General features: G+C 50.5%; 21 protein-coding genes and 1 other RNA gene. 6 read left to right on the top strand and 16 right to left on the bottom strand.

The features are described from left to right. Positions 1-106: 106 nt before the first annotated feature. From PN498_RS12850 to PN498_RS12835, 4 genes are all read right to left on the bottom strand, one after another. Positions 107-1,477 (bottom strand): cytochrome P450, encoded by a 1,371-nt coding sequence (locus tag PN498_RS12850; RefSeq protein ID WP_272063201.1) that lies wholly within the window; start codon positions 1,475-1,477, stop codon positions 107-109. A 248-nt stretch (positions 1,478-1,725) separates the two neighbouring features. Next, positions 1,726-2,058, bottom strand: coding sequence for a hypothetical protein (locus tag PN498_RS12845; protein ID WP_272063200.1), 333 nt, complete (start codon positions 2,056-2,058; stop codon positions 1,726-1,728). A gap of 468 nt (positions 2,059-2,526) precedes the next feature. Further along, a complete protein-coding gene (locus PN498_RS12840) occupies positions 2,527-2,790 on the bottom strand; it encodes a DUF4278 domain-containing protein (protein ID WP_272063199.1) in 264 nt (87 codons plus the stop codon). A gap of 148 nt (positions 2,791-2,938) precedes the next feature. After that, positions 2,939-3,100: a hypothetical protein gene (locus tag PN498_RS12835; RefSeq protein WP_272063198.1), complete on the bottom strand. Its 162-nt coding sequence runs from the start codon at positions 3,098-3,100 to the stop codon at positions 2,939-2,941. Positions 3,101-3,367: 267 nt separating this feature from the next. Between PN498_RS12835 and rnpB the strand changes: the two genes are divergently transcribed. Next, positions 3,368-3,789, top strand: an RNA gene (gene rnpB, locus PN498_RS12830) — RNase P RNA component class A. On the opposite strand, the gene murQ is transcribed toward rnpB, so the two are convergent. After that, on the bottom strand, positions 3,789-4,733 hold the full coding sequence (gene murQ, locus PN498_RS12825; protein ID WP_272063197.1) for an N-acetylmuramic acid 6-phosphate etherase: 945 nt from the start codon (positions 4,731-4,733) through the stop codon (positions 3,789-3,791). The two genes, rnpB and murQ, sit on opposite strands and share 1 nt — an antisense overlap. A 257-nt stretch (positions 4,734-4,990) precedes the next feature. Continuing rightward, entirely contained in the window at positions 4,991-5,380 is a 390-nt protein-coding gene (locus tag PN498_RS12820; protein WP_272063196.1) for a DUF3110 domain-containing protein, read from the bottom strand. A 207-nt stretch (positions 5,381-5,587) separates the two neighbouring features. Between PN498_RS12820 and PN498_RS12815 the strand changes: the two genes are divergently transcribed. Next, entirely contained in the window at positions 5,588-11,242 is a 5,655-nt protein-coding gene (locus PN498_RS12815) for a translocation/assembly module TamB domain-containing protein (RefSeq protein WP_272063195.1), read from the top strand. A gap of 12 nt (positions 11,243-11,254) precedes the next feature. Continuing rightward, positions 11,255-11,875, top strand: a complete 621-nt coding sequence (gene lepB, locus PN498_RS12810; protein WP_272063194.1) for a signal peptidase I — start codon at positions 11,255-11,257, stop codon at positions 11,873-11,875. Positions 11,876-11,896: 21 nt separating this feature from the next. On the opposite strand, the gene PN498_RS12805 is transcribed toward lepB, so the two are convergent. Both PN498_RS12805 and PN498_RS12800 read right to left on the bottom strand, forming a co-directional pair. Next, complete coding sequence (locus PN498_RS12805; RefSeq protein ID WP_272063193.1) at positions 11,897-12,466, bottom strand: ComEA family DNA-binding protein; 570 nt, start codon at positions 12,464-12,466, stop codon at positions 11,897-11,899. Positions 12,467-12,488: 22 nt separating this feature from the next. Then, positions 12,489-12,917 (bottom strand): hypothetical protein, encoded by a 429-nt coding sequence (locus PN498_RS12800; protein ID WP_272063192.1) that lies wholly within the window; start codon positions 12,915-12,917, stop codon positions 12,489-12,491. Positions 12,918-13,343: 426 nt separating this feature from the next. On the opposite strand from PN498_RS12800, the gene PN498_RS12795 reads away from it, so the two are divergent. Together PN498_RS12795 and PN498_RS12790 are read left to right on the top strand one after the other, a co-directional pair. Then, positions 13,344-14,297 (top strand): J domain-containing protein, encoded by a 954-nt coding sequence (locus PN498_RS12795; RefSeq protein WP_272063191.1) that lies wholly within the window; start codon positions 13,344-13,346, stop codon positions 14,295-14,297. A 196-nt stretch (positions 14,298-14,493) separates the two neighbouring features. Then, positions 14,494-14,811 carry a DUF1825 family protein gene (locus PN498_RS12790; protein ID WP_272063190.1) on the top strand — a complete coding sequence of 106 codons (318 nt, stop codon included), beginning with the start codon at positions 14,494-14,496 and terminating at the stop codon, positions 14,809-14,811. Between the two features lie 198 nt (positions 14,812-15,009). On the opposite strand, the gene pth is transcribed toward PN498_RS12790, so the two are convergent. The 3 genes from pth to psbH all read right to left on the bottom strand — a co-directional run bounded on the left by pth (position 15,010) and on the right by psbH (position 16,479). Next, entirely contained in the window at positions 15,010-15,621 is a 612-nt protein-coding gene (gene pth, locus PN498_RS12785) for an aminoacyl-tRNA hydrolase (RefSeq protein WP_272063189.1), read from the bottom strand. Between the two features lie 182 nt (positions 15,622-15,803). Further along, positions 15,804-16,148 (bottom strand): TatA/E family twin arginine-targeting protein translocase, encoded by a 345-nt coding sequence (locus PN498_RS12780; protein WP_272063188.1) that lies wholly within the window; start codon positions 16,146-16,148, stop codon positions 15,804-15,806. A 127-nt stretch (positions 16,149-16,275) separates the two neighbouring features. Next, entirely contained in the window at positions 16,276-16,479 is a 204-nt protein-coding gene (psbH, locus tag PN498_RS12775) for a photosystem II reaction center phosphoprotein PsbH (RefSeq protein ID WP_272063187.1), read from the bottom strand. A 77-nt stretch (positions 16,480-16,556) separates the two neighbouring features. Here psbH and psbN point away from each other — a divergent pair, with 77 nt between their 5' ends. Then, positions 16,557-16,688 carry a photosystem II reaction center protein PsbN gene (gene psbN, locus PN498_RS12770; protein ID WP_272063186.1) on the top strand — a complete coding sequence of 44 codons (132 nt, stop codon included), beginning with the start codon at positions 16,557-16,559 and terminating at the stop codon, positions 16,686-16,688. 249 nt (positions 16,689-16,937) lie between these two features. On the opposite strand, the gene PN498_RS12765 is transcribed toward psbN, so the two are convergent. The 5 genes from PN498_RS12765 to PN498_RS12745 all read right to left on the bottom strand — a co-directional run bounded on the left by PN498_RS12765 (position 16,938) and on the right by PN498_RS12745 (position 21,672). Further along, positions 16,938-19,172: an AAA family ATPase gene (locus PN498_RS12765; protein WP_272063185.1), complete on the bottom strand. Its 2,235-nt coding sequence runs from the start codon at positions 19,170-19,172 to the stop codon at positions 16,938-16,940. A 134-nt stretch (positions 19,173-19,306) separates the two neighbouring features. Then, the gene (locus PN498_RS12760; protein ID WP_442951419.1) at positions 19,307-20,071 is read right to left on the bottom strand and encodes a TPM domain-containing protein; all 765 of its coding nucleotides are present in this window, start codon (positions 20,069-20,071) and stop codon (positions 19,307-19,309) included. A gap of 170 nt (positions 20,072-20,241) precedes the next feature. Next, on the bottom strand, positions 20,242-20,898 hold the full coding sequence (locus PN498_RS12755) for a DUF948 domain-containing protein (protein WP_272063184.1): 657 nt from the start codon (positions 20,896-20,898) through the stop codon (positions 20,242-20,244). Positions 20,899-20,922: 24 nt separating this feature from the next. Further along, entirely contained in the window at positions 20,923-21,255 is a 333-nt protein-coding gene (locus PN498_RS12750; RefSeq protein ID WP_272063183.1) for a YtxH domain-containing protein, read from the bottom strand. Positions 21,256-21,342: 87 nt separating this feature from the next. After that, the gene (locus PN498_RS12745) at positions 21,343-21,672 is read right to left on the bottom strand and encodes a hypothetical protein (protein WP_272063182.1); all 330 of its coding nucleotides are present in this window, start codon (positions 21,670-21,672) and stop codon (positions 21,343-21,345) included. Positions 21,673-21,675: the final 3 nt, after the last annotated feature.

Here is a 21,675-nt window from a genome sequence, read left to right as displayed (position 1 = left end):
AGTCGAGTATCCGCTACAGAGAAGTCAGGGTTGAGGCGTCAGGTTTTGTCCTATTGCTCCGCCACAGCAACCTAAACCCTGTTCTCCTAGTTCTTTTTCATTCGAGCTAGACCATTGCTGGAGTTGGAACGGATCGTTTGCCCTTGAAGACCATCTCGACGCCACCCTTCATTCCCAAAGTAAGGCCGCGACGTTCGGGACGCACGGGGCGATCGCTCGCCATCTCCAAATCGTAGTGAGTCAGCAACGTCCCCAGCGCAATTTTCAGTTCATACATTGCTAGAGCATAGCCAATGCAGCGCCGTGCTCCCCCTCCAAAGGGCATGAACTCATAGGCCGAATATTGGCGTTCCAGAAAACGCTCGGGACGAAATTCTTGAGGTTGAGGGTAAAGATCTTCTCGCCGGTGGAGCAGATAAATGCAGCCAACGAGCAACCGTCCCGGCTCATCAAGGGTGTAATCCAACAGGGTGATTGGCTGATGAATCATACGACCAAAAGTCAGCATTGCCACTGGATAAATGCGCAGCGTTTCATTACAAACGGCTTCTAGGTAAGGCAGCTTCGTGAGGGCGATCGCATTATCAATGGCCCCGTCTGCCTCAATTTCTTGCCGAACTTTCTCCTTGATCTGTGGGTGATGGTGGGTCCAGTAGAGGCTCCAGGCTAGGGCTGTGGCGGTCGTTTCATGACCTGCAACCAGCAGCGTCATCAGTTCATCCCGCAGTTCTTCATCAGTCAACCCGTTGCCAGCGTCATCCTTGGCCAGCAGCAGCAAGGACAAGATGTCTTTGCGTGTCGGATCTAGAGATGCTCTACGGGCTTTGATTTCAGCATAGAGAAGCGAATCAATCTCTTGCGACTGCTGAGCTATTTTGGCTCCTGGACTCCAAGCGCCATAGTTCCTTTGCAGCGCCGGGAAAAAGATCAGGGTAGATGCAATTGGGCTGCTGAGCATATCCAAACGTTCTGCCAACAGCGTTTCTAAGCGGCGGTAGCGATCGCCCTCATGCAGCCCAAACACCGCTTGCAAAATGACCCGCATAGCAAGTTTCTGTGTCAGGTCTCTCGCCTGGAAAGTTTGACCATCCCTCATCTCGCCCATGAGCGATCGGGTGATGTTTTGGATCAAGTCAGCGTAGACCTTCAATCGTTCGCCGTGAAAAGGCGGCATGATTAGCTTGCGTCGCTGGCGATGTTTGTCACCACTTTGCAAAATGACAGAATTGTCTCCCAACAAGGGTTTGAGAATAGCACTGACTTCTCCCGGCGCGCTTACTACGTCACCGCTATCCTGAGTCAGAATTGTTTTTAGAGCGTCTGGATGACTCACTAAGATCCACTCCAGCATCCCCCATCGCGCCAAAAACAAATCTCCACAACGCTGGAAATTCGCCTCCATGTACTCCAGCGGACGAAAAATCCAATTGAGCAGTTGAAGATAAGGAGACGTTTTAGGCGTAGGGACGGTTTTCATAAAAATTGACAAATACTGCTGACATTAGCTTAGCGTGCCAGATTGCTCAGTTTGTACCCAGACAGTTAACAAACTTGATAACGAACAACTGATAATAACCAACGCGACATATTTCCAAACCGTAGATTGAAATAACAAAAAGGAAGGTTTCGATAAAAACCTTCCAACTTTCGATGATTGAGTACTAATTAATCAATGTCAGTAGTATCCAATACCAGCACTAGGCTGATTAAGTGCGTCATCAACTTTTACCAATCAAACTTTTTAGACGCTTTTTCAAAAGAATTAGCAAGCTCATTCCAAGCAGATTCAAAGCCTTTCTGCAATTCCTTCCAAGCCGCTTCTCCAGAGGAGTTCATCTCTTCCCATTTAAGAGCTAAAGCGTCTCGCTTGGCAGTAATTTCTTCCATTGCATTGCGATAGTTGATTTCGGCTTCAGCTTTAGCCTGATCCGCTTTTGCCTTAAACTCATCAATGCGAGCATTTAGCCGATCTAGTTCAGCCTTAACTCTTTCCTCATAGACTTCTCTTGTCTCTGCTGCTGGGATCTTGGGCATTTTATCGGGTATTTGAGTAGCCATAAATTTCCTCCTTATCTTCAAACTTCAAAAGAACTTAATTCAACTATGCTCATACGGGCAAAACAGCTGCTCGTCTTAACCTGCTTCACCGTTCTATTTGTTAGTAACGTATCGAATCTAAGGATAGAGGGCAATACCACTGCGCCTAAAAAAGGAAATATCAGCTTTAGATAGAGATTTCATACGTCTTTTTGAGGATAAATAGACTCATCTTTTTCTATCTGAAGACGGACCTGCTTTCAAAAAGCGTAACTTTATTTTGAAGTGACTTTTTTATGGTTTTGTCGGCGATCGCAAAATAGTGCATTGAACTCAAGCTCATTTTTCAGCCGTTAACCCTGAAGCTTTGCCTACATTAGGAAGACCGAATCTATCCATAAAAGTCCCTCTCATTTAACTGGATGAGAAGGACAGAGGAGGGTTTGTGTGCTGCCTTTGTAGAAGGGAGAAAAGCGAAAGGTGCTAGCCCTATCGGCTATATCGAATACCTCGGTAAACAAATTCCTCGGCAGGTTTTTGGAAACGAAGAGGTGACTGTTTGATGGCGTAGTTCTTGCCTCGAAAGGTACCTATTTCGGTGGTTTCAGTAGCGGTACGACCGGCAATGAAAGCATCATAAGATACGCCGCGATACGTGAGTTTCATGAGATTGCCACTCCGAATGGGTAGGGTTTCATCTGTCTTGAGTTCTATAGCTGTTGCCAGTTCCATTAGGACAAGACGGCGAGCCATCTGGCGATGTGCTAAGCACCCGGATGCTAATGGATGCACAAGCCTAGATGGCTAAAGCTATATAGTGAGGTTCACTCCTGAACCTTTCCTGATCAGTTCATCAGCGGGACATAAACCCTGCCTGAGAAGTCTGAGCAACCGTAAGCAGCTATCGTTGGGTCCACTGGCAGATCAGCTCACCGTCTTTACCGACCACCCACTTGGCAGTCAACTGGGGGCGAGGTCTAAGCGGTCGGCGACCAAAACCGCCAGGCGTTATTTGAGCTTCAAAATGACGCTGAAGCGAGGTTTGAGAGACTTGAGATTTCATGGTGTTGCTCCTGTGAAGTGATAGGTGCAAGGTTAAGGAGTAACTGGGAGGAAGTCGGGAAATGAGCCTGTGATCGCGTTCACATAGGGCGCGTCATTAATGAATGCCAGAGGTCTTTTGGCATAAGCATGACCCCGCCCCAGATTCATAAACTAGGGACTGAAGCCGTCATTGCTGAAGCATTGCAGATCTAAATGACGACAGGCCCTAGGGAATAGCAAAAGATGAAGGATGCGGACGCTTTAGCTTTTAGACTAGAAACAGGAAGGAGTTAGTGAGGCGATCGCGGGTTGGGTTTCCAGCCTGAGGAAAGTCCGGGCTTCCTAAGGACCAGACTTGCTGGGTAACGCCCAGTGCGGGTGACCGTGAGGAGAGTGCCACAGAAACATACCGCCGATGAAAGGCAGAAGGTCGAAGGCAGAGGGCGGAACTCCGTCTTATCCTTTATCCTTCAACCCTTTACAGGTAAGGGTGCAAGGGTGCGGTAAGAGCGCACCAGCAGCATCGAGAGGTGCTGGCTCGGTAAACCCCGGTTGGAAGCAAGGTCGCAGGGGCCACGGTTGGTCTTTTTTCCAGCCCCGCTATTGGTGTACCGCATGAGGCGATTGGTAACAGTCGTCCTAGATAGATGATTGCCCTTTCGGGAATCCCTCGGAAGAACAGAACCCGGCTTATGACTAACTCCTTCCTATCTTTTTGGATCCTTAAGACTATTCACGGCCTGACGAAGCTGCCCATGATGCCGGTTCAGACACTCTTCTGCTTGGTTGGGAGTAAGGTCTCCCCAATGCATAAGTAAGGCTAGCTTCACCCGTTGCCCGCTGCGGTCAAGCAGATCCCCTGCAGCAGTTCGATCCAAGTTTGTTAGGTCTTTGAGAATACGAATAGCGCGATCGCGCAGCTTTGTATTCGTCACCGACACGTCTACCATTCGGTTGCCGTAGACCTTGCCTAGCTGCACCATGACGCCAGTCGACAGAATGTTGAGTGCCATCTTGGTTGCAGTGCCCGCTTTCAAGCGTGTCGATCCAGCTAAGATCTCTGGCCCAACTAACAAACGAATATCGACGTCGTAGTCAGTAGATACCTGATCTTGAGGCACACAGGCCATGAAGATGGCAGTGGCACCCCGCTGTTGAGCGGCTTTCAAAGCTCCGTGAACGTAGGGCGTCGTGCCCCCAGCCGTGATGCCAACAACCACATCATGCTCATGGAGCCGGTGCTCGTGGATCACAGTTTCACCATCCTCAGCAATGTCTTCTAAACCTTCGGAGCTCCGCACCAAGGCTCCAGCGCCACCCGCAATGATGCCCTGCACCAACTCAGGGGACGTACAAAAGGTTGGCGGACATTCTGACGCATCAAGAACACCTAATCTGCCACTCGTACCTGCACCAATGTAAAAGAGCCGTCCCCCTTCGCGCAGAGCGGCGGCTGTGAGCGCGATCGCCTCAGCGAGGTCTTCTCGCGCGCCTGCGATCGCGCTCAGTGTCTTTTGGTCTTCTGCATTCACCAAATCGACAAATGCTAGAGGGGAGAGTTGATCAAGGTTGCGGCTGGCTGGGTTCGCCTGCTCTGTTAATAAATGTCCTCGATCTACCAATCTATCTGCATCGGGTGTAGGGGATGACATTATCCAGACTCTCCTGAAAAGTCACGACTTACCGCTCAGATCACTATGCCACGGTTGGCGGTGCGTTGCCCTTTGAAGAATAGATAGGGTGCCGACGTAAACGCACCTGACGATACTCTACTTCTGATCGTGCTTATGGCTGAATCAATCTAGCGCATTGCTTGGTGCATGACTAACGTGAACGTCCTCACAGAAAACGCCGTGGGTATGGCTGCTCAATAAGCCAAGTTACGTTATTGCGTCTCCGGACGCTTAACCTAGAGCAGCTTTTCTAATCGTTGGCGGATATCATTCAACTCTTCATTCGACAACCGAGACTCATCAGCTGTAGGTGGAACTTCCTCTTCGTAGACACCGTCTGGATCCCAGTCTGTTTTGTTGACAATGCTTTCTGGGGGAACCATGAGTGCTCCTGAAGGAATCAACTTATAGTCGAATCCGGCTTCAGAACAGAAATCTTCAATCTCACTCTGGTCGAATTCCTCTACAGTCGGAACTGGAAAATCCTGTGCTTCTAACATGAGTCCGAAACGGGTTGCATCGTCTTCGTTTTCGAACATCAGCACTGTATTTCGCCCATTCGCCTGCAACGAGTGAATTCCTTCATTGTCGGTCCCCGCGTTGAACAAGAGCACGTAGACTTGCATGAGTCTCTAATCCGTTTTTATCCGTAATTGTTAATTTTAAGTATCTTATGTGCAGCTAGGCTAGCTCAGCAGAAAAACTGGCTTAAATTAAGTGGCCGAGGCATGAAAAACGATGTTGAACCTCTCAAGAATGGGTAATGTCCTTTATGATGTCTGGGCAACGCTAAGGATGGATACAGAGCGACATACGAGCAGGTGTGTGGGGTCATGACCAACGAGCCACCGAGCGAACCACAATCAACTCAACCCAGTAAACGTCGTCGTCTTTGGGCAACGACAGGCTTAACTTTGGGCGCGATCGCGACTTTAGGTGTTGCCGGTGGTGCATGGTGGGCTTGGTTTTTTGTGAATGAAAGGCTTTCGCCTTGGGCTTCAGAACAGCTCAGCGATACCCTTGATCGTCCCGTTTATTTAGGTGAAGTTGAGCGAGCGTCTCTGACAGGAGTGCGATTTGGTCCGTCAGCAATGCCCCCCACAGAAGATGCCCCAGATGAGCTGTTTGTAGAAGCGGTTGAAATCGATCTCAATCCTTTACAGCTACTAACTCGCACTATTAGACCTCAAATCACCTTTGTCAATCCAGTCGCCTACGTTGAGCAAAATGCCCAAGGCGAGTGGATTAGTTTCGATTTTGATGATGAAGATGACGACGAAGAGGACGAAGATCCTTTTCTACAAGTCAATCCCACTATTGTGCTAGAAGCCGGTGAGTTAACCGCATTGCCCTACAGCAGCGATGCCACTGCGATTCCATTAACTATCGGTGCGATTAACGGCGAAATTACGATTGATCAAGTTGACACTGCCGATTTTCGGAATCAGGACTCTCAGGTAGAAGCTCAAGAGATTACCTTTGATGTGACCGCTGAACCTGAGAACGCTGGCACTTTAGACGTAAGCGGGGTGGTTCAGCAGCCTGATTTTGGCGACGATGAATCCCCTGAAACAGACGGGGCGGTCAACGCTAATCTGGCGATTCAAGCTCAACAGATCGACCTTGCCGTACTCACTCCGGTCTTGTTCACTAGCTTGCCTCAGGATGTGCCATTGTCGATTGATTCAGGGTTGTTGGATGCCAACTTGGAGGTTGAAATTGTTCCTCAGGAGGAGCCGACTCTGACGGGCACAGCAAGACTTACGGAAGGTGAACTCAAGCTTAATGCCTTAGCTACTCCATTTACTGATATTGCGACGCAAGCTCGCTTTTTGGGCAATCGGGTGGCCCTAGAAAATACAAGGGCAGACTATGGTGCACTGTCGGCCAGCGCTGAGGGTGATATTGACTTTCGCAACGGTTACGATTTGACAGGCACAATCGCGCCTGTCGCTATTCCCGAAATCGCCAGTGCATTCAACTTTGATCTCCCGATTGAAGCAGAAGGTACCCTTCAAGCTGAAGACGTTCGCCTCACCGGTCCCTTAGCAGAACCCGCAGTCTCAGGCCAAATTCTCTCAACCGATGTCGTTACGCTCGATAAAGTTCAGTTTGCCAACCTTACTGGGCAATTGACCTATGCTTCCAATGCCATCAGTTTGTCCAATGTAGAGGCCGAACCTCTAGTAGGGGGCGTGCTGACAGGGGACGGCAGCTTTAACTTTACCCGGCCTGCCACCTTGGCATTGAATTTACAAGGCCGCAATTTGCCCGCAGATGCTATCGGACGCCCCTACGGTTTACCGGAAGAATTTGTGATCGGCACTGTGGATCTGGAGGCGGATATTTCAGGTCCCCTCGATGGCCTGAATGGAGTTGTGTCTTGGGACGCTCCTGAGGGCACTTACCCTACTCGGGGCACAGCGGAAGTGGCAGCGAACACCGTTCGCATTCGCAATGCTGAAATCGCTGGCGGGACGCTCTCTGGGACAGGGACACTGGCGGCAGGGCAGTGGACTGCCGACGTTGCCGCACAGGGACTACAGCTGGGGGTTTTTAATACTTCACTAGCGGGTATCACTGCGGGAGGTGATGTCCGCTTGGCGGGGCGTACAGACGACTTTTCTCTGCGCGGCATTCAGGGCGATGGCAATATTACGACGTCCCTGCGAGGTGGCACGCTTAACAGTCAGGTCGCCTTAGCCAATGGTCTGTGGAACGCTGACATTCAAACTCGTGATTTCCCCATTGGGCAGTTTGCCCCTGATGCCCCCATCAACAGCGTGACAGCTGACGCCCGCCTGTCAGGCAGCGTAGACAATTTCAGTTTGGATGCGATTCAAGGAGAGGGCACTGCATCGACCGCGATCGCAGGCGGCACCGTGGTCAGCGATTTCATTCTGGCAAACGGCACTTGGCAAGCTGATGGTCGGGCTACCAATGTGCAGCTTAGGCAGCTAGCGGCAGAATTGCAGGGAACAGGCGAAGCGACCTTCCAGCTAGCGGGCAATCTAGATAACCTCACCCCGGCGGGTATTCGAGGCCGGGCCAACGTCAGACTGTCTGAGGGATTAGCCACTGCCGCTGCCATTAATCCAAACTTAGCTCAAGCGCGATCGCCCCTCGAAACCAATCTGGCTTGGGATGGTCGTCAGCTCCAGGTGAACAGTCTGGAAACGGCAGGACTTTCGGCTGATGGCACCATTACTCCTGATTTCACCGGCGGTGGCGCACCCAGCATTGCCGCTATCGATCTCAATATTGCAGCTGAGGACTATGCGCTAGCAGCATTACCCGTCACATTACCGCCAGTTGTGGGACTGCAAGGACAGGCTGATTTTCAAGGGCGTTTAACGGGAACTCCCAATAACCTCAATTTGGATGGCAACTTAGCACTTGCCAACCTCGCCTTAAATGACTTGGTGTTCGAGCCGTTGCTGACTGGCGATATCGATTTTTCGACTCAAGACGGCATCAATGTCGCGCTAAGCGGTCAAGAAGACGAGATCCTTATCGATTACGATATCGCTGCCAGAGATATCGATTTCTCCATTCGAGCAACTAACATCAACGAAGTTGATCCAGCAACGGGAGAGGCTGTCGCCGCGATCGCGATCGGAGAAACGGAAGGCGATCTTCTAGAAACGCAGCTCTACAACTTTCCTATTTCAATCCTCAATATTCCTCCCGAAAACTCAGCCTATGGTCCTCTACGCGGCCAAGTGGCCTTTGCCAACGCCACCGTCAACCTCAATACGCTCAACACCGTTGGGCAGTTCTACATCGACAACCTAGGCATCAGTTACTACACCGTCGACAGCTTGGCAGGCGGCTTTTCCTACATGAATGGCATTGCTCGACTCAACGACGCTCAATTCACCCTGTCTGATCGAGATGCTCGGGGCGTGATAACAGAGAGTCGAGCCTACAACTTATCTGGGCGTTATGCCATTAACCAAATACCTCAACTACAGGCTACGTTGTCAACCGAGGAAGGTGAATTGCGGGACATTTTCACTGTTCTCAAAATTCAAGAGCTGGCTGATTTTAGGCGCGGTCTTACCCCTGAGGAGGGCTTCATTCCGGCATCCCAAGCAGAGGCTGAAGCCATTCTTGCCACAACACCAGCCGGGGATCCTGACGGTAGCTTACTGAACCAGCTACGCCGCCTAGCGGAAATTAGAGAGCTGCAAATCCAGGACGAAATTCAGGCGGAGCGGGCACCCATTCCTCCCCTGAGCGAACTTGAAGGTTCTTTTGAAGGAGAGGTTAATTTTTCAGCAACGCTACCGGACGACGTTGAAATTGAGTTTGATATTGAAGGCAACTCGTGGACCTGGGGACCAGCTCTTAGCGCTGATTCTGTGATTGCCCAAGGCAGCTATGAAGATGGATTGGTCACCTTATCTCCGGTGCAGTTCATCTCAGAAATCGATGCTGAAACGGCTTACATTGCCCTGACCGGTGAGTTTGCGATCGATCCAGAAGAGCAGCGCGATCGGGTCATGAACTTGGAGGTGGTCAATGTTCCTATTGATGAAGTCAAAGATCTAGCTAATCTTCCCTTCGATTTGGGTGGCCGGCTGAACGGCAATGCAACCCTACGCGGGCGGTTGTCTGATCCAGACTTGGCAGGAGACTTTGAAGTTGTCAATGGCACGCTCAATAACAATCCCATTGATGGGGCACGAGCTAATTTGTCCTATAGGGATGCTCGTGCTGGGTTAGATGCCGAACTGCTACTAATCGGGTCTGATGATCCGCTAACGCTATCAGCCCGAGTACCTTACCAATTAGATTTTGTTGAGGTCGAACCCACTGATCAAAGTTTCTCCATTCAAGCCAATGTGAAAGACGAAGGTTTTGCCCTCTTAAACCTGTTTACTCGTCAAATTGCTTGGGAATCTGGTGAAGGCAGTCTCCTCCTGAATCTTGAAGGCAACTTTGAAGAAAGCCTAATTCCTGAAAGGTTTGATGGGCTGGTTTTGCTCAATGGGGCCACGGTTTCTGTACGAAATCTCCCGGGTGCTCCCATCACTGGTCTCACTGGTCGTGTTCGTCTTGTCCGTGAAGACTTTCTAGTCGTTGTGGACGAGCTAACAGGGCAATTTAGTGACGGACAGCTAGCGGCCAGAGGCACGTTCCCGCTGATTACTCCGCTGGTAGTCCCGGAGGACGCCGACACATCGGGTAACGCCGTGGATGCGGAAGCCCCCTCAGAGCCAGATCCTTCAGCCGAAAATGCCGTTGACGTCCCTGATGTCCAAATTCCCGATGTTGAGGAATCGGATGTTGAAGTGCCTGATGGTGATCGTCCTGATGGCGAAATACCCGATGTCGAAAGTGGCACGCCCCCCTCGCTTGCCCTGCGTTCCACTCCGCTAGCTGTCACCCTAGATAATATTGACCTGGCTGTGCGAGGTCTCTATGCAGGCCAAGTGGACGGGCAAATTCAGCTGGGTGGTAGTCTACTTAGTGGCCCTGCGCTCTCAGGCGAAATTGATTTATCCAGAGGAACAATCACCATCCTTGAGGGCGACAATCAGACGACCACAGAAGCTTCAGGTTCGGAAGAACCCGGTATTATTCCACCGCTACGATTCGACAATTTACGAATTGCGCTAACCCGAAACATCAATGTTGTGCTGGGGTCTTTCTTAGATGTCAATGCCCGAGGTGGTTTAAGAGTAGACGGAAGCATCAACAATATCAGACCAACTGGTAATATTCGCTTGCCATCTGGCCGGGTGGGATTATTTGGTGCTTCTTTGAGACTGGCAGGGGAGAACGATCGCGCTGAATTTCGCGGAGATACTGATCCAATTCTGGATGTCACCTTACAAACATCGCTACCCGATGCCTCAGCCTTTGCATCAGGAATTCAAACCAATAACAGTCCCTTCCCACGCAACGAAGTTGCCGATACACCAATTGGCAATATCGGTTTAACTCAGCAAGGGAACCGCCTCGTGCGGATTAATGCCCGCTATACCGGTCCCGCTAGCAATCTCGCCAATTTGGCTAGCGATCCGACAAGTTTACGCAGGAATCTAGAATTGAGTAGTTCTCCACCTCGTTCCGATCAGGAGATTGTGACGCTGCTAAGTGGCAATGTAATTGGTGCACTCGGTTCCTTAGAAGACGGAGACAACGCGCTGACGGGCATTGGAACATTTTTGGGATCGGCATTACTCAACAGCGTCCGCGACTTTTTAGGCGATACTGTGCCTCTGAGCGAGTTCAGAATCTTCCAGGTGGCAGAAGGTAGTGGAGATGTGAACGATTCTGAAGATATTGGAGGAGAAATTGGATTCGACGTGAGTTCCAACATCTCAGTCTCTGTTCTCAAAGTGTTGACGAACGATTCGCCGTTCCAGTTTAATGTTCGCTATCGTTTGAGTGACCAGTTCACTGTACGCGGAACGACTAGCTATGAAGACTTTAACGATCGCACAGGAGTCCTGCTAGAGTATGAAACACGGTTCTAGGCAATAGGTCCAATGAAATCTGATCACAATGACGTCTCAACTCAAAAACGACCCGTCAATCAAGACTCAGACTTTCTAGAAACAGCTTCAGAACCGCTCTGGAAACGCCTTTGGATCGATCAAAAAGAAAACGTCCGCATTCTTGCGCTCGCGCTCGTGATTGCGATTGTTCTGCGGATTTTTGTCGCCGAGCCTCGCTTTATTCCCTCCAACTCTATGGAGCCGACACTCCATATCGGCGATCGCTTGCTGGTCGAAAAAGTCTCCTATTACCTAAATCCACCCCATGCAGGAGACATTGTTGTCTTTGAGCCGCCAGCTCAACTGAGAGAGTATGGCTATACCGGCAAGCAGGCTTTTATTAAACGAGTCATTGCTACCCCTGGCGAGACGGTCACGGTATCAGACAATCGTGTTTTCATCGACGGTATCCCGCTGCAAGAACGCTACATCTTAGAACCCCCTGACTACATCATGGGCGCAGTAACCGTTCCCCCCAACAGTGTTTTTGTCATGGGAGATAATCGCAACGACAGCAACGATTCTCACGTTTGGGGCGTGCTGCCAGACAAAAATATTATTGGCGTTGCTCGGCTGCGATTTTGGCCCTTATCTAGAGTAGGAACGGTTTAGGAAACTATCGCCCTTTGCGACTTATCCGCCAACTCTTAAATAGTGCGTCCACTCTCCTATTTGCTCAGCAGTCAACCGTAGACGGTGTTGTACCTCCTGCCAATGCGTAAAGGGCACTCGTCGTCGCTCATTCAAAATCCGCTCAACCATGGTGGATGACATTCCAGGGATGAGCATCAGTTGAGCAACCGTTGCTTGATTCAAAGAGACGGGAGTAGGGGCTACCGCGTTGCCGGGGTCGTAGTAGCGAAACGCCAGAATTGGAGCCAATGGGTAGAGGCGATCGCAGGAAACACTCAGCGCTGCCGCCACATCTTCAACGCAGTGAAACGCGACGCCACTCTGACTCAGGGCTGTCAAGGTGCGAGCTTGATGGATAGAGACATCCGGCAATCGTAACCAGTCATCTACTGTGGCCTGATTAACATCAATCGCAATTCCCAATTCTGCCGCTATTGATACCTCCTCGATATTCATCAGTCTGGCTAAAGGATTGCGTCGCAGGCGATCTCGGACAGGGTGAAAGCGCCGTCGCCAAGTCGAAAGCTGCAAGCGAGACAAGCTGAGTTGAAGGATAGGCGGCTTAGACATCAATAGGCCAATCGTGGGGCAGTTATATCAATTTGTCGAGCAAACTCCGGCGGTTTTGTTCGAACTCTTGCTCAGAAATGAGGCCTTCCTGACGCAACTTTTCTAGTTCTCGCAGGGCTGAGGCGATCGCTTGGGTTTGCTGAGACAGGGCAATCCCTGCGGCAGCATCAGTTGTGGTTGAGTTCGAGGCATCCCCCCGCTGTAGCTGAAACAAGTACCAAAACCCTTCAACAGCGCACGCAACCCGAGGAATGTGTGTCCATCCCAAGAGCAAATAGAAGCCACCCCAGATAGGCTGTCCTAGATAAAACTTATGTAGTCCGGTCAGGGGAAATGGCAGTGGGTTGAACGCACCTGCAAACGCTAAGCTAGCCGCAATTTTATACTGACGGGAGAATTGCGCCGCTTCACCGCCTTGAAATCTAGTGAATGAGGTTGACCAGCCTGCCATGAATACCGCTAACCTTCCTGTCAAAGTAAACCGATGCGAGAAGTATGAATAAAGACGGGCGTTTACTGAAACCGCACTGCGTCATCTAAACGTTAGACTACGATAGGCTTGAAGAGGAGAATTTTTCTCTATTTAAACAGAGAACTCCTGAATAAAAATCCGAATCCATAGTGGGCATCTGCGACAAATATCTGTCAGGGAGATATCGTCAACTTAAGTACATATACTGAATTGATAGCAAGTAACTAACCGTAAATCTGCTTACAATTAAGACTGGACTGGCACTTTATTGTCTGAAAGAAAGTCTGGTCTTGATGAAGCCTACAGGATGTGCAGTGTTGATGATTTAGAGCTTCAACAGCCTTAGAAATCGTTCTCTGTTCCTTTTCTCCCCCTTCTGCGTTTGCCCCTTCTTGCTTTGTTTGCATGACATCAACCGCTTTCTCTCCAGATTGGATCAAGCAGTTTTCTGACCCTTACGCAATTCTAGGTGTTGCGGTGACTGCTGACGAACGGCGCATCTCAAAGCGTTATCGCCAAGTGGCCAAGCAACTTCATCCTGATCAGCAAATGCAAGCTGACGAAGATGCCCGAAAATTTGCCAATCAGACGTTGACTCAGTTAGTTAACCCTGCTTACCAGCGGCTCAAGCAAGATAAGGGTAGAGATGAGACCCTGGCGACATTGCGCTTCAAAGTTCGCCGTTTGAGCCGAGAAGAAAAGCTAATTCCTAGCCGCGATTTGGCTAAGAGACTGTCACAAGTTGATGAAGCCGAAGTCGAGGTTTTATATGAAAACTTCTTGGCGGAGCTTTCTGACGCACAACATACTTCGGTTGAGTCGTTTACTGAACAGACGTTGGCGATCGCAGAACTCAATCTCACCTACCTACAGCGAACGCTAAAAACACCTGTCATTCGCAACAAAAGGGCTGGGTTGGTGCCAGCCGCCAGCGTCAATGCTACCCCTACGCCTATGGGGGGAGATGGTACAGCTACTCCTGTTAAAGAAGAACCGCCTCAAGTTGACTACGCTCAGCGTCACGTCATTCGCGCTAAAACCTACATTGCCAGCAAATGTTTTCCCGAGGCCATTCGAGAACTGCAAGATGCAGTTCGGATTGAACCTGAAAATAGCAACTATCACACCATGCTAGGGCAAGCCTACCTGATGCAGAAAATGGTTGGTATGGCTAAAGTTCATATCCGCCACGCCCTCAAGCTAGACGCTCAAAACCCGATTGCTCGCAAATACGCCAAGCAGCTGGAACTTGACATTCAACGACCTCAAGCAAAAGACAACAAACAGTCCAAGACGAATGGTCATCGTAAGTCAGGTGGACTCTTCAGCTTCTTTAACCGAAAGCGGGCAGCTAAGTAGGGTTATCTCCCCTTTTCCAGAAACTGAATTTCTTTCTAATGTGTAGTTATTACACACTGGAAGTGGCATCGCAACCGAAGAAACGTCATGGTTTTGATAGCTTGCCATAGCTATCTCATTAGCTCATGGGGCCAAAGCTGTTGTAAGAACGTTGCGCTTCTCTTTTCAACCGAGTGACTGAAAAGCAATAGGTAATATGGGAATTTTTGATTCTGAAATTGTTCAGCAGGAAGCGATGTCCTTGTTTCAGGACTATCAAAACCTGATGCAGATGGGAAACAGCTACGGCAAGTTTGATCGTGAAGGGAAGAAGCTCTACATCGAGCAGATGGAAGCTGTTCTAGATCGCTATCGGATATTCATGAAGCGGTTTGAATTATCTGACGACTTCATGGCAAAAATGACGGTTGAGCAGCTCAAAACTCAACTCAGCCAAGCTGGAATGACCCCTCAGCAAATGTTCGAACAGATGCACATGACTTTAGAGCGAATGAAGTCTGAAATCGAGCAGTAGCCTTTTTTCGTTTCCTGCTGGATGACACGCTAGCTTCAGCTAATTAGGCGCGTGCACCTAATAGCATCTAGGGCTGAAGACAAAGCCAGATGTCTTGCTATCGGGTTCTAACGGAACCGGTGACCGCTACAGAACGGTCTATCCACTCAAGCAACATGAGGTTTTGTAGGATTTGAATCAGTTGGTAGTCAGGTCAAGTTAGGCCGTTCGACCATTAAATGCGCTCATGGCTGGCTCTGTTCCTTTCAGCAGGATAGTTTCGATCGCCTCCACGGCCCAGTCAATTGCAGTCTTTACCAAGGGTTTTTCATCAGGGGAAAATTTTCCTAGAACGTGAGCCACGACCGCTTTATCGCGATCGCCAACCTGTTCTGTGCTGCCAATACCCACCCGCACTCGCGGAAACTCCTGCGTTCCCAAATGGGTAATGACAGATTTCATGCCGTTGTGACCCCCTGCTGAACCGCTGGGTCGCACCCTCAATCGTCCTAAGGGCAGTGCCATCTCGTCATAAACAACTAGGACAGATTCTGGTGCAAACTTGTACCAATCAATGACAGCTCGAACGGACTGACCCGAACGATTCATGTAGGTCATCGGCTTCAGCAAGGCAATTTTGTGGTTAGCGATCGCCATGCCCTCACCAAACGTTCCTTGAAACTTACGATTTTCGCTTAGCCCGATATGCCATCGCTGGGCAAGGGCATCGAGAACATCAAAACCTACGTTGTGGCGAGTGCGAGCGTATTTTTCTCCAGGGTTTCCAAGTCCCACAATCACACGGAGAGGGACAGCAGGTTCTTGAGTCATGGATGCAGAGTTTAAGGGCGATATCCGTCAGAAAAAAGGCAGAATCAATGCCTTACACAGTATGAACTCCGACGTTCTCAAATGTCTTCAATTGTCAGTTCTAGCTAGACAAGATAGAACCGGGATGCGTACACCCATTCAAGACGCTAGAGCCAAGAGGGTCTGTTCGGTAAAACAGCTTTCTAAGATGCAGTCGTTTGAGAATCAGGGACGGCTGCTGATTCTGGTTCAACTTCAACCTCGTTCGCTGCAACACCCTCTTCCGTTTGAGAGTCCTCTTCTTGAGGCGCTAAAGCTTTGGGTTCAGGTCGCTCAATTTCCGCCTTCATCGACGTATTCATCGACTTCTGAAGATCTTCCGTTTCTTTTTTGATTTCGCTCTCAAATTCTTGCTGAGCCTTCTTAAAACTGTTGAGGGCTTGAGCCATACTGCGCCCTACTTCCGGCAGCTTTTTGGGGCCAAAAACCAGCAGTGCAACGACCAAAATCAAGGCCATCTCTGGAAGCCCAATGCCAAAAACGTTCATACTCTTTCCCTAACCGTACTCATCCACACCCACACCTTATAGCAAAAGACAGACGAGGATAAAACACTGAAGGGTAGAAGGCGCAAACCCTCTACCCCTCACTCATTTATCCGTATCAGAAGCAGACCTAGATACCCAAGCTACGCCAATCCACGTCTACGTTCTGCAAAATCAAAGAAGAATTATAGAGCTGGAGAATAATGAGCAGGAATACGAAGAACAGCCCCATAAAAACAGCCATTAGCGGGGTCGTGCCCCAACCTGGAGAAACCTTACCGTACTCAGAATTAAGAGGCTTAAGCAGATTGCCTAGCCGCGTTTGTTGTGCCATGAGTATCTGAACCTATGCGCCACTTTAATATTCCGTAATATTATAAGATTAGAGTGTTTTAGAACAAACAAAATCTCATGCAACCCGCAACAGTTCTTATTATTTCCGTTGGGGCGCTCGTTGTCGCCTTCACCATGTTCGCTGTCTACACGGCTTTTGGCCCTCCCGCTAAGCAGCTGGTAGATCCGTTCGATGAGCACGAAGATTAAGCAACGTGAGCCGATATTAAGCACTATTCCGGTACTGGAACAGTGAACTTTCTACAGTTGGGATAAGTAGGGATTAACTTTCCCGAACGTGCGGCTTAGGTTGGCGTCGGAAAAACCTAGCGGAACCCCTGCTGATGCTGGAGTTTTGTGTTCAACATCAACCTGACAAGCCGTTGTTTTGTCCGGTCAGTGGTTAATGAATAGTCGTGAGGTGATCAATCTCCTGCGCCGGTCCTGCAAGAGGTTGATTCAGCTTGCCTGCTGACTTTCGTTAATTCCTCCCACCAAGAAAACTTGAGTAGATTGCCAAACAACGGTTTGGCTTTGTAGCTTTTGCCGTAGGCGCTTTTCTATTGCTTTCAGGTCCTTGGAATGAAGGGACTGAGATAGCTGGTTGCGGTAGCTGGTGGGATTGTTGATGTCAAACCAGCGATCGCACAGCTTTTCGCTGATAAACAGATCGCTCTGTACGGTCTCTTCGGACCACTGCACAGAGAATCCAGCCCCTTCACATAGAGCAGCAAGGCTGGCACCATCCCAGCTAAAACGCGGATCGGCGGGATTGGTATAGATAGAGGCTTCAGCTGCTTGCCAGCGATCGCGGAGATCTGCATTCATACCCCTACCTGAGACGAGAGACGAGAGTCGCTGAGTTTGACGGGGAATGGTTTCCATGAGGGCAAGGTGACCGCCGGGATGCAGCAGCGTTGCGATGAATTGCAGCAGGTCTGAGGTCGGGGCGATCGCGCTGAACACATTTCGACCCACCACACCATTAAAGGTGATACCTACCGCTGATTGGGCAAGGGCGTCTGCCAGCGTCTCCAGGGCAGTTTGCACGATAACAGGGCGATCCAGTTCAGGCAATAGGGCAGCTTGCTCAGCCAACGCCACTCGATCCTTCTGGGTCTCTACCCGCGCATAGACACCGCCTTCTGGAACTCGTCGGACAGCCTCCCAAGTGAGTAGCCCGCTGCGGGCATTGAGATCTAGCAGCATATGGTGTCGTTGGGGAGCCACAGCGGTGAAGAGGCGATCGCGCACTTGAGCTAGCCGTTCTCCAGTTTGGCTGAGGGTGCGCTGCAGCCAGCGATCGCGAGCTGGATCGTCAGGACTATAGGTCAATGCCTCTAAGGTAGGCGTGCTGGTGCCCTCGACCATCGCAGCGAGCTGAGCCTCTCGTCGTCTCACCACTTGCGCCTGAATCGACTGCTCGTACCCCTGGCTAGACGGTTGATAAAACACCTGTCCCTGTAGGCCGTTGGGGAGATATTGCTGTTCCACCCAATGCTCCCGATAGGAGTGAGGATAGAGATATCCCTTGCCATGTCCAAATCCATGCTTATCCCGAGTGGCATCCCGCAAAGGGTTAGGGATATCTTTCTGCTGTTCCTTTTCGACCGTGGAGAGGGCATCGAAAAAGGCCATCACGCTGTTGGACTTGGGAGCCGTCGCCAGATAGAGCGTAGCTTGAGCCAGGGGATAACGGCCTTCCGGCATCCCAACTCGATCAAAGGCAGCGGCGCAACTCGTGGCAACGGTCACCGCCTGGGGATCCGCTAGGCCAATATCCTCACTGGCCAGAATTACCAGTCGTCGAAAAATGTAGCGCGGGTCTTCTCCGGCATAGACCATGCGGGCCAGCCAATAGAGAGCAGCATCGGGGTCAGAGCCGCGCACACTTTTGATAAAAGCGCTGATGGTATCAAAATGAGCGTCCCCTTCTTTGTCATACAGCACTGCTCGCTGCTGAATCGATTCCTCTGCCACTGAGAGCGGAATGTGAATCTGCCCTGTAGCATCTGGTTCAGTGGTCTCCACAGCCAACTCCAGAGCGTTGAGCAGAGCCCGGGCATCTCCGTTAGCAACGTTGACCAAATGAGTGAGGGCCTCTTCGGCAATGTGGATGGCTTGCTGACCATAGCCCCGCACCGGATCGTCCAAAACCTGCTGCACCACTCGATACAGGTCGTCTCGTTGCAAAGATTTGAGCTGAAAAACGCGCGATCGACTAACGAGCGCTTTGTTGACCTCGAAGAATGGATTCTCGGTAGTGGCCCCAATCAGCAGTACGGTGCCGTTTTCTACCCACGGCAGTAGGGCATCCTGCTGAGCCTTGTTGAAGCGATGCACTTCGTCGATGAACAGGATGGTGCGTCGCCCGAACTGTCCTCGCAGATCTTGCGCCTGAGCGATCGCTTCCCGAATGTCTTTCACCCCAGCTAGAACAGCATTCAGCGCAATGAATTGAGCACTAGTTGTATTCGCGATGATCTGCGCTAGCGTAGTTTTCCCTGTGCCGGGTGGACCATAAAAAATTAGTGACGATAGCTGATCCGCTTGAATGGCCCGGCGCAGTAAGCGCCCAGGACCCACTACGTCGTCCTGCCCAATAAATTCGTCTAGGGTTCGCGGACGCATCCGAGCCGCCAACGGAGCTTCCGCTTCGACTTGGGCATTTCGATGATGGGCAAACAGATCCATATCCCTAATAAAGGCGGCAGGATGACAGCAGGATGAATCCCTCGCCCTAGGGTACTAGCGATTGGCTACAGCGATCGCTTCTGAGCGTGTCTGAGTAAAACCTGTTCTCGTGGTGCGGACGCTCTCGACCCCTATCAAGTCTCAGAGGTTGATGAGGAACCATCAAGGCCAGGACTCAGGAAAGCCACTAAGAACCCAATGGCAAAGCCTGCAATGTTTCGAGTGAGCGGAATCCAGTCGCTGGTACGAGTGACGACAGGACCAACACCAAAAGCCAGGAACAGGATGCCCCACAGCGGTGAAAAAATGAGCACCCATTGCCAAGCAATGACTTGACCCGACTTGCGAGGATGCGCGGCAAAGCCACAGATAACGCCACCCACGATCGAGGTAATCAGCGTTAGAATCCACTGCTCTTGAGGTAGACCCGGAACCACAGCGCAGCCATCGCGACGGAGACAGATTTCAATGGACTCCAGCGCTTCAATGATGGCGCGGTCTTCGCCATTATCGCGGACAAAGAACTGATTGCCATAGCGGGTTTGGAGTTCAATCCAAAAGGTTCGTGGCAATAGGTCAAACAAGGCATCGCCAACGCTGAAATTGAGTAGGTTGCCACCGCGAGGATCGGCAATGAGCATCACGCTGCGATCGTCTAGGCCCCAATATTCTTTGACGGCGCGTCCTGGAGTGCGATCATATTGAGTCAGCACCCGGAGCTTCCAACCACTTTCATCTTCAAACGCCTGGAGTCGCTCGTTGAGCTGTTCTTCCTCTAGGCTAGTGAGAGACTTCGCTAAATCAATAACCAGGGTTGGCTCATCAGGCAACAAATCTGGATTGTTGTAAGCAGCAGCCGGGGCCGTTATAGAGGACCAGCACATTAGCCCTACGAACATTGCCACAACCCATCGTAGAGACCGCTGCATGATCTGAGACTCCATCGAAATGCCCATATATTTCACGATCGCCTTTTAACTATTAGAGAACTTACTCAGCAGAAGTCCTCATTTGTTTACAGATGTTTACTGTATTCTAAGGGATCTATGGGTAAATTCTCAGAGAATGATTAACGAGGCGCTTCTGGAGGGTGGGTTGAGCGGCGAGTATTGGCAGCGTCTTGAGAGGGCTGACCCGACGAAAAATCGACCTCGGTAGAGTCGCCAGGAAGCAGTTCAGGCACCTCTTTTTGAGCAGTCGGTAACTGAGTAGGATCTTGTACAGGTTGTCCGGCGGATTGTCTAGGAGATGCCGTATAGTGATTTGGTGATTGCTGTAGCGGAGTGGATTGAGGACGATAGGCAGTCACATCAGGTTGAGGCGATCGACTCTTTTTAGATAAAGACCGTTCTCGTCCTTCTTTGGGCCGGTTAAAGGCTGTCCAAGCGGCGCTAAAACCAGCCATCAAGCTGCGGGTGCCAACCTGTACTCGCTTGGCTTGGACACGAACATTACCAACGCTTTGATCAACTTGCTGAGCAACGCGGCTGGCGCTTTGGACCCCTTCATTCACGTCGTCCGTCAGGTTGTTAATCTCAATGCTGGTCAACCGAATAGATTCTAGTGTGGGGGGCAGGTCACGGCTTAGGGTATCGCAGAGCTTTTCGACACTGCGAGCAGCCCGACTCAGTTCCCGCACAGCAGGAACCAAAACCACTAGCACCGCTGTCAAACTCATTGACACCAGCAAGAATGAGAGAAACAACCAGAAGAGGGGATTAATCACGGCTTGTCTGAAGCTGTGGAAACGCTAGTTCTTGTATTCGGGCGATGCGGGTGCGTCCTGACTCACCAAGGTGGAGTACTGATTTTCGGAGGCTTCCTGCCCTGCTGCGATCGCCTCTCTCAAGCGCACCAGTGTACTCTCCCACTTGCGGAGAGTCGTTTCAGAAAGGCGGTCAGTTTGTAGCTGCAGAGACGTGGCTAAATCTTCCACCATCTCTGGGAGAGCATCGGCTGATTTGCGAAGGAATTGCCGAGTTTCTCGACCGGGCTTTGGGGCGATGAGCAGACCTGTGACGGTTCCAATCGCGGTTCCGATGACAACGCCTCCTAAGAACGCACCCGATTTATTGTCTGCCATATGCTCAAACTCCTTGTTCAACCTCAACGGTTCTTTTCTAAGTTTGCCTTGCTTTGTAGACTCTCTATCGTTTAATCACCGAATCCGTCAGTTATTTCGGATTCTACTGTGCTGTCTTTGGGTCCGTGCTCGAAATAATCGTATTCCTATCAAAGCAACCGCTAAGATTTGCTGCAACTGCTGAAGCTGTCTTGCTAACTGAGCAAACTTTTGCCGGGATGCTGCCGTCGCTTGTTGCCCCCGCAAAATTAACTCAGGCGTCCTCTCAGGATTCAAAACACGATGGGTGTTGCGTTCCCAAGATGTCAGCACGACTGTGAATGACATCAGCCATCGCTTCATCTGCCAAATGCGCCAAGCGACATAAAACCCAAACAGAGCGATCACAAGATTGAAGCCAATAACGAGCTTTATCACTGA

The organism is Oscillatoria sp. CS-180 (assembly GCF_028330965.1).
Taxonomy (GTDB): domain Bacteria; phylum Cyanobacteriota; class Cyanobacteriia; order Phormidesmidales; family Phormidesmidaceae; genus Halomicronema.
Note: the sequence above shows the minus strand (reverse complement) of the source record. Positions and strands in the feature narration are given on the sequence as shown.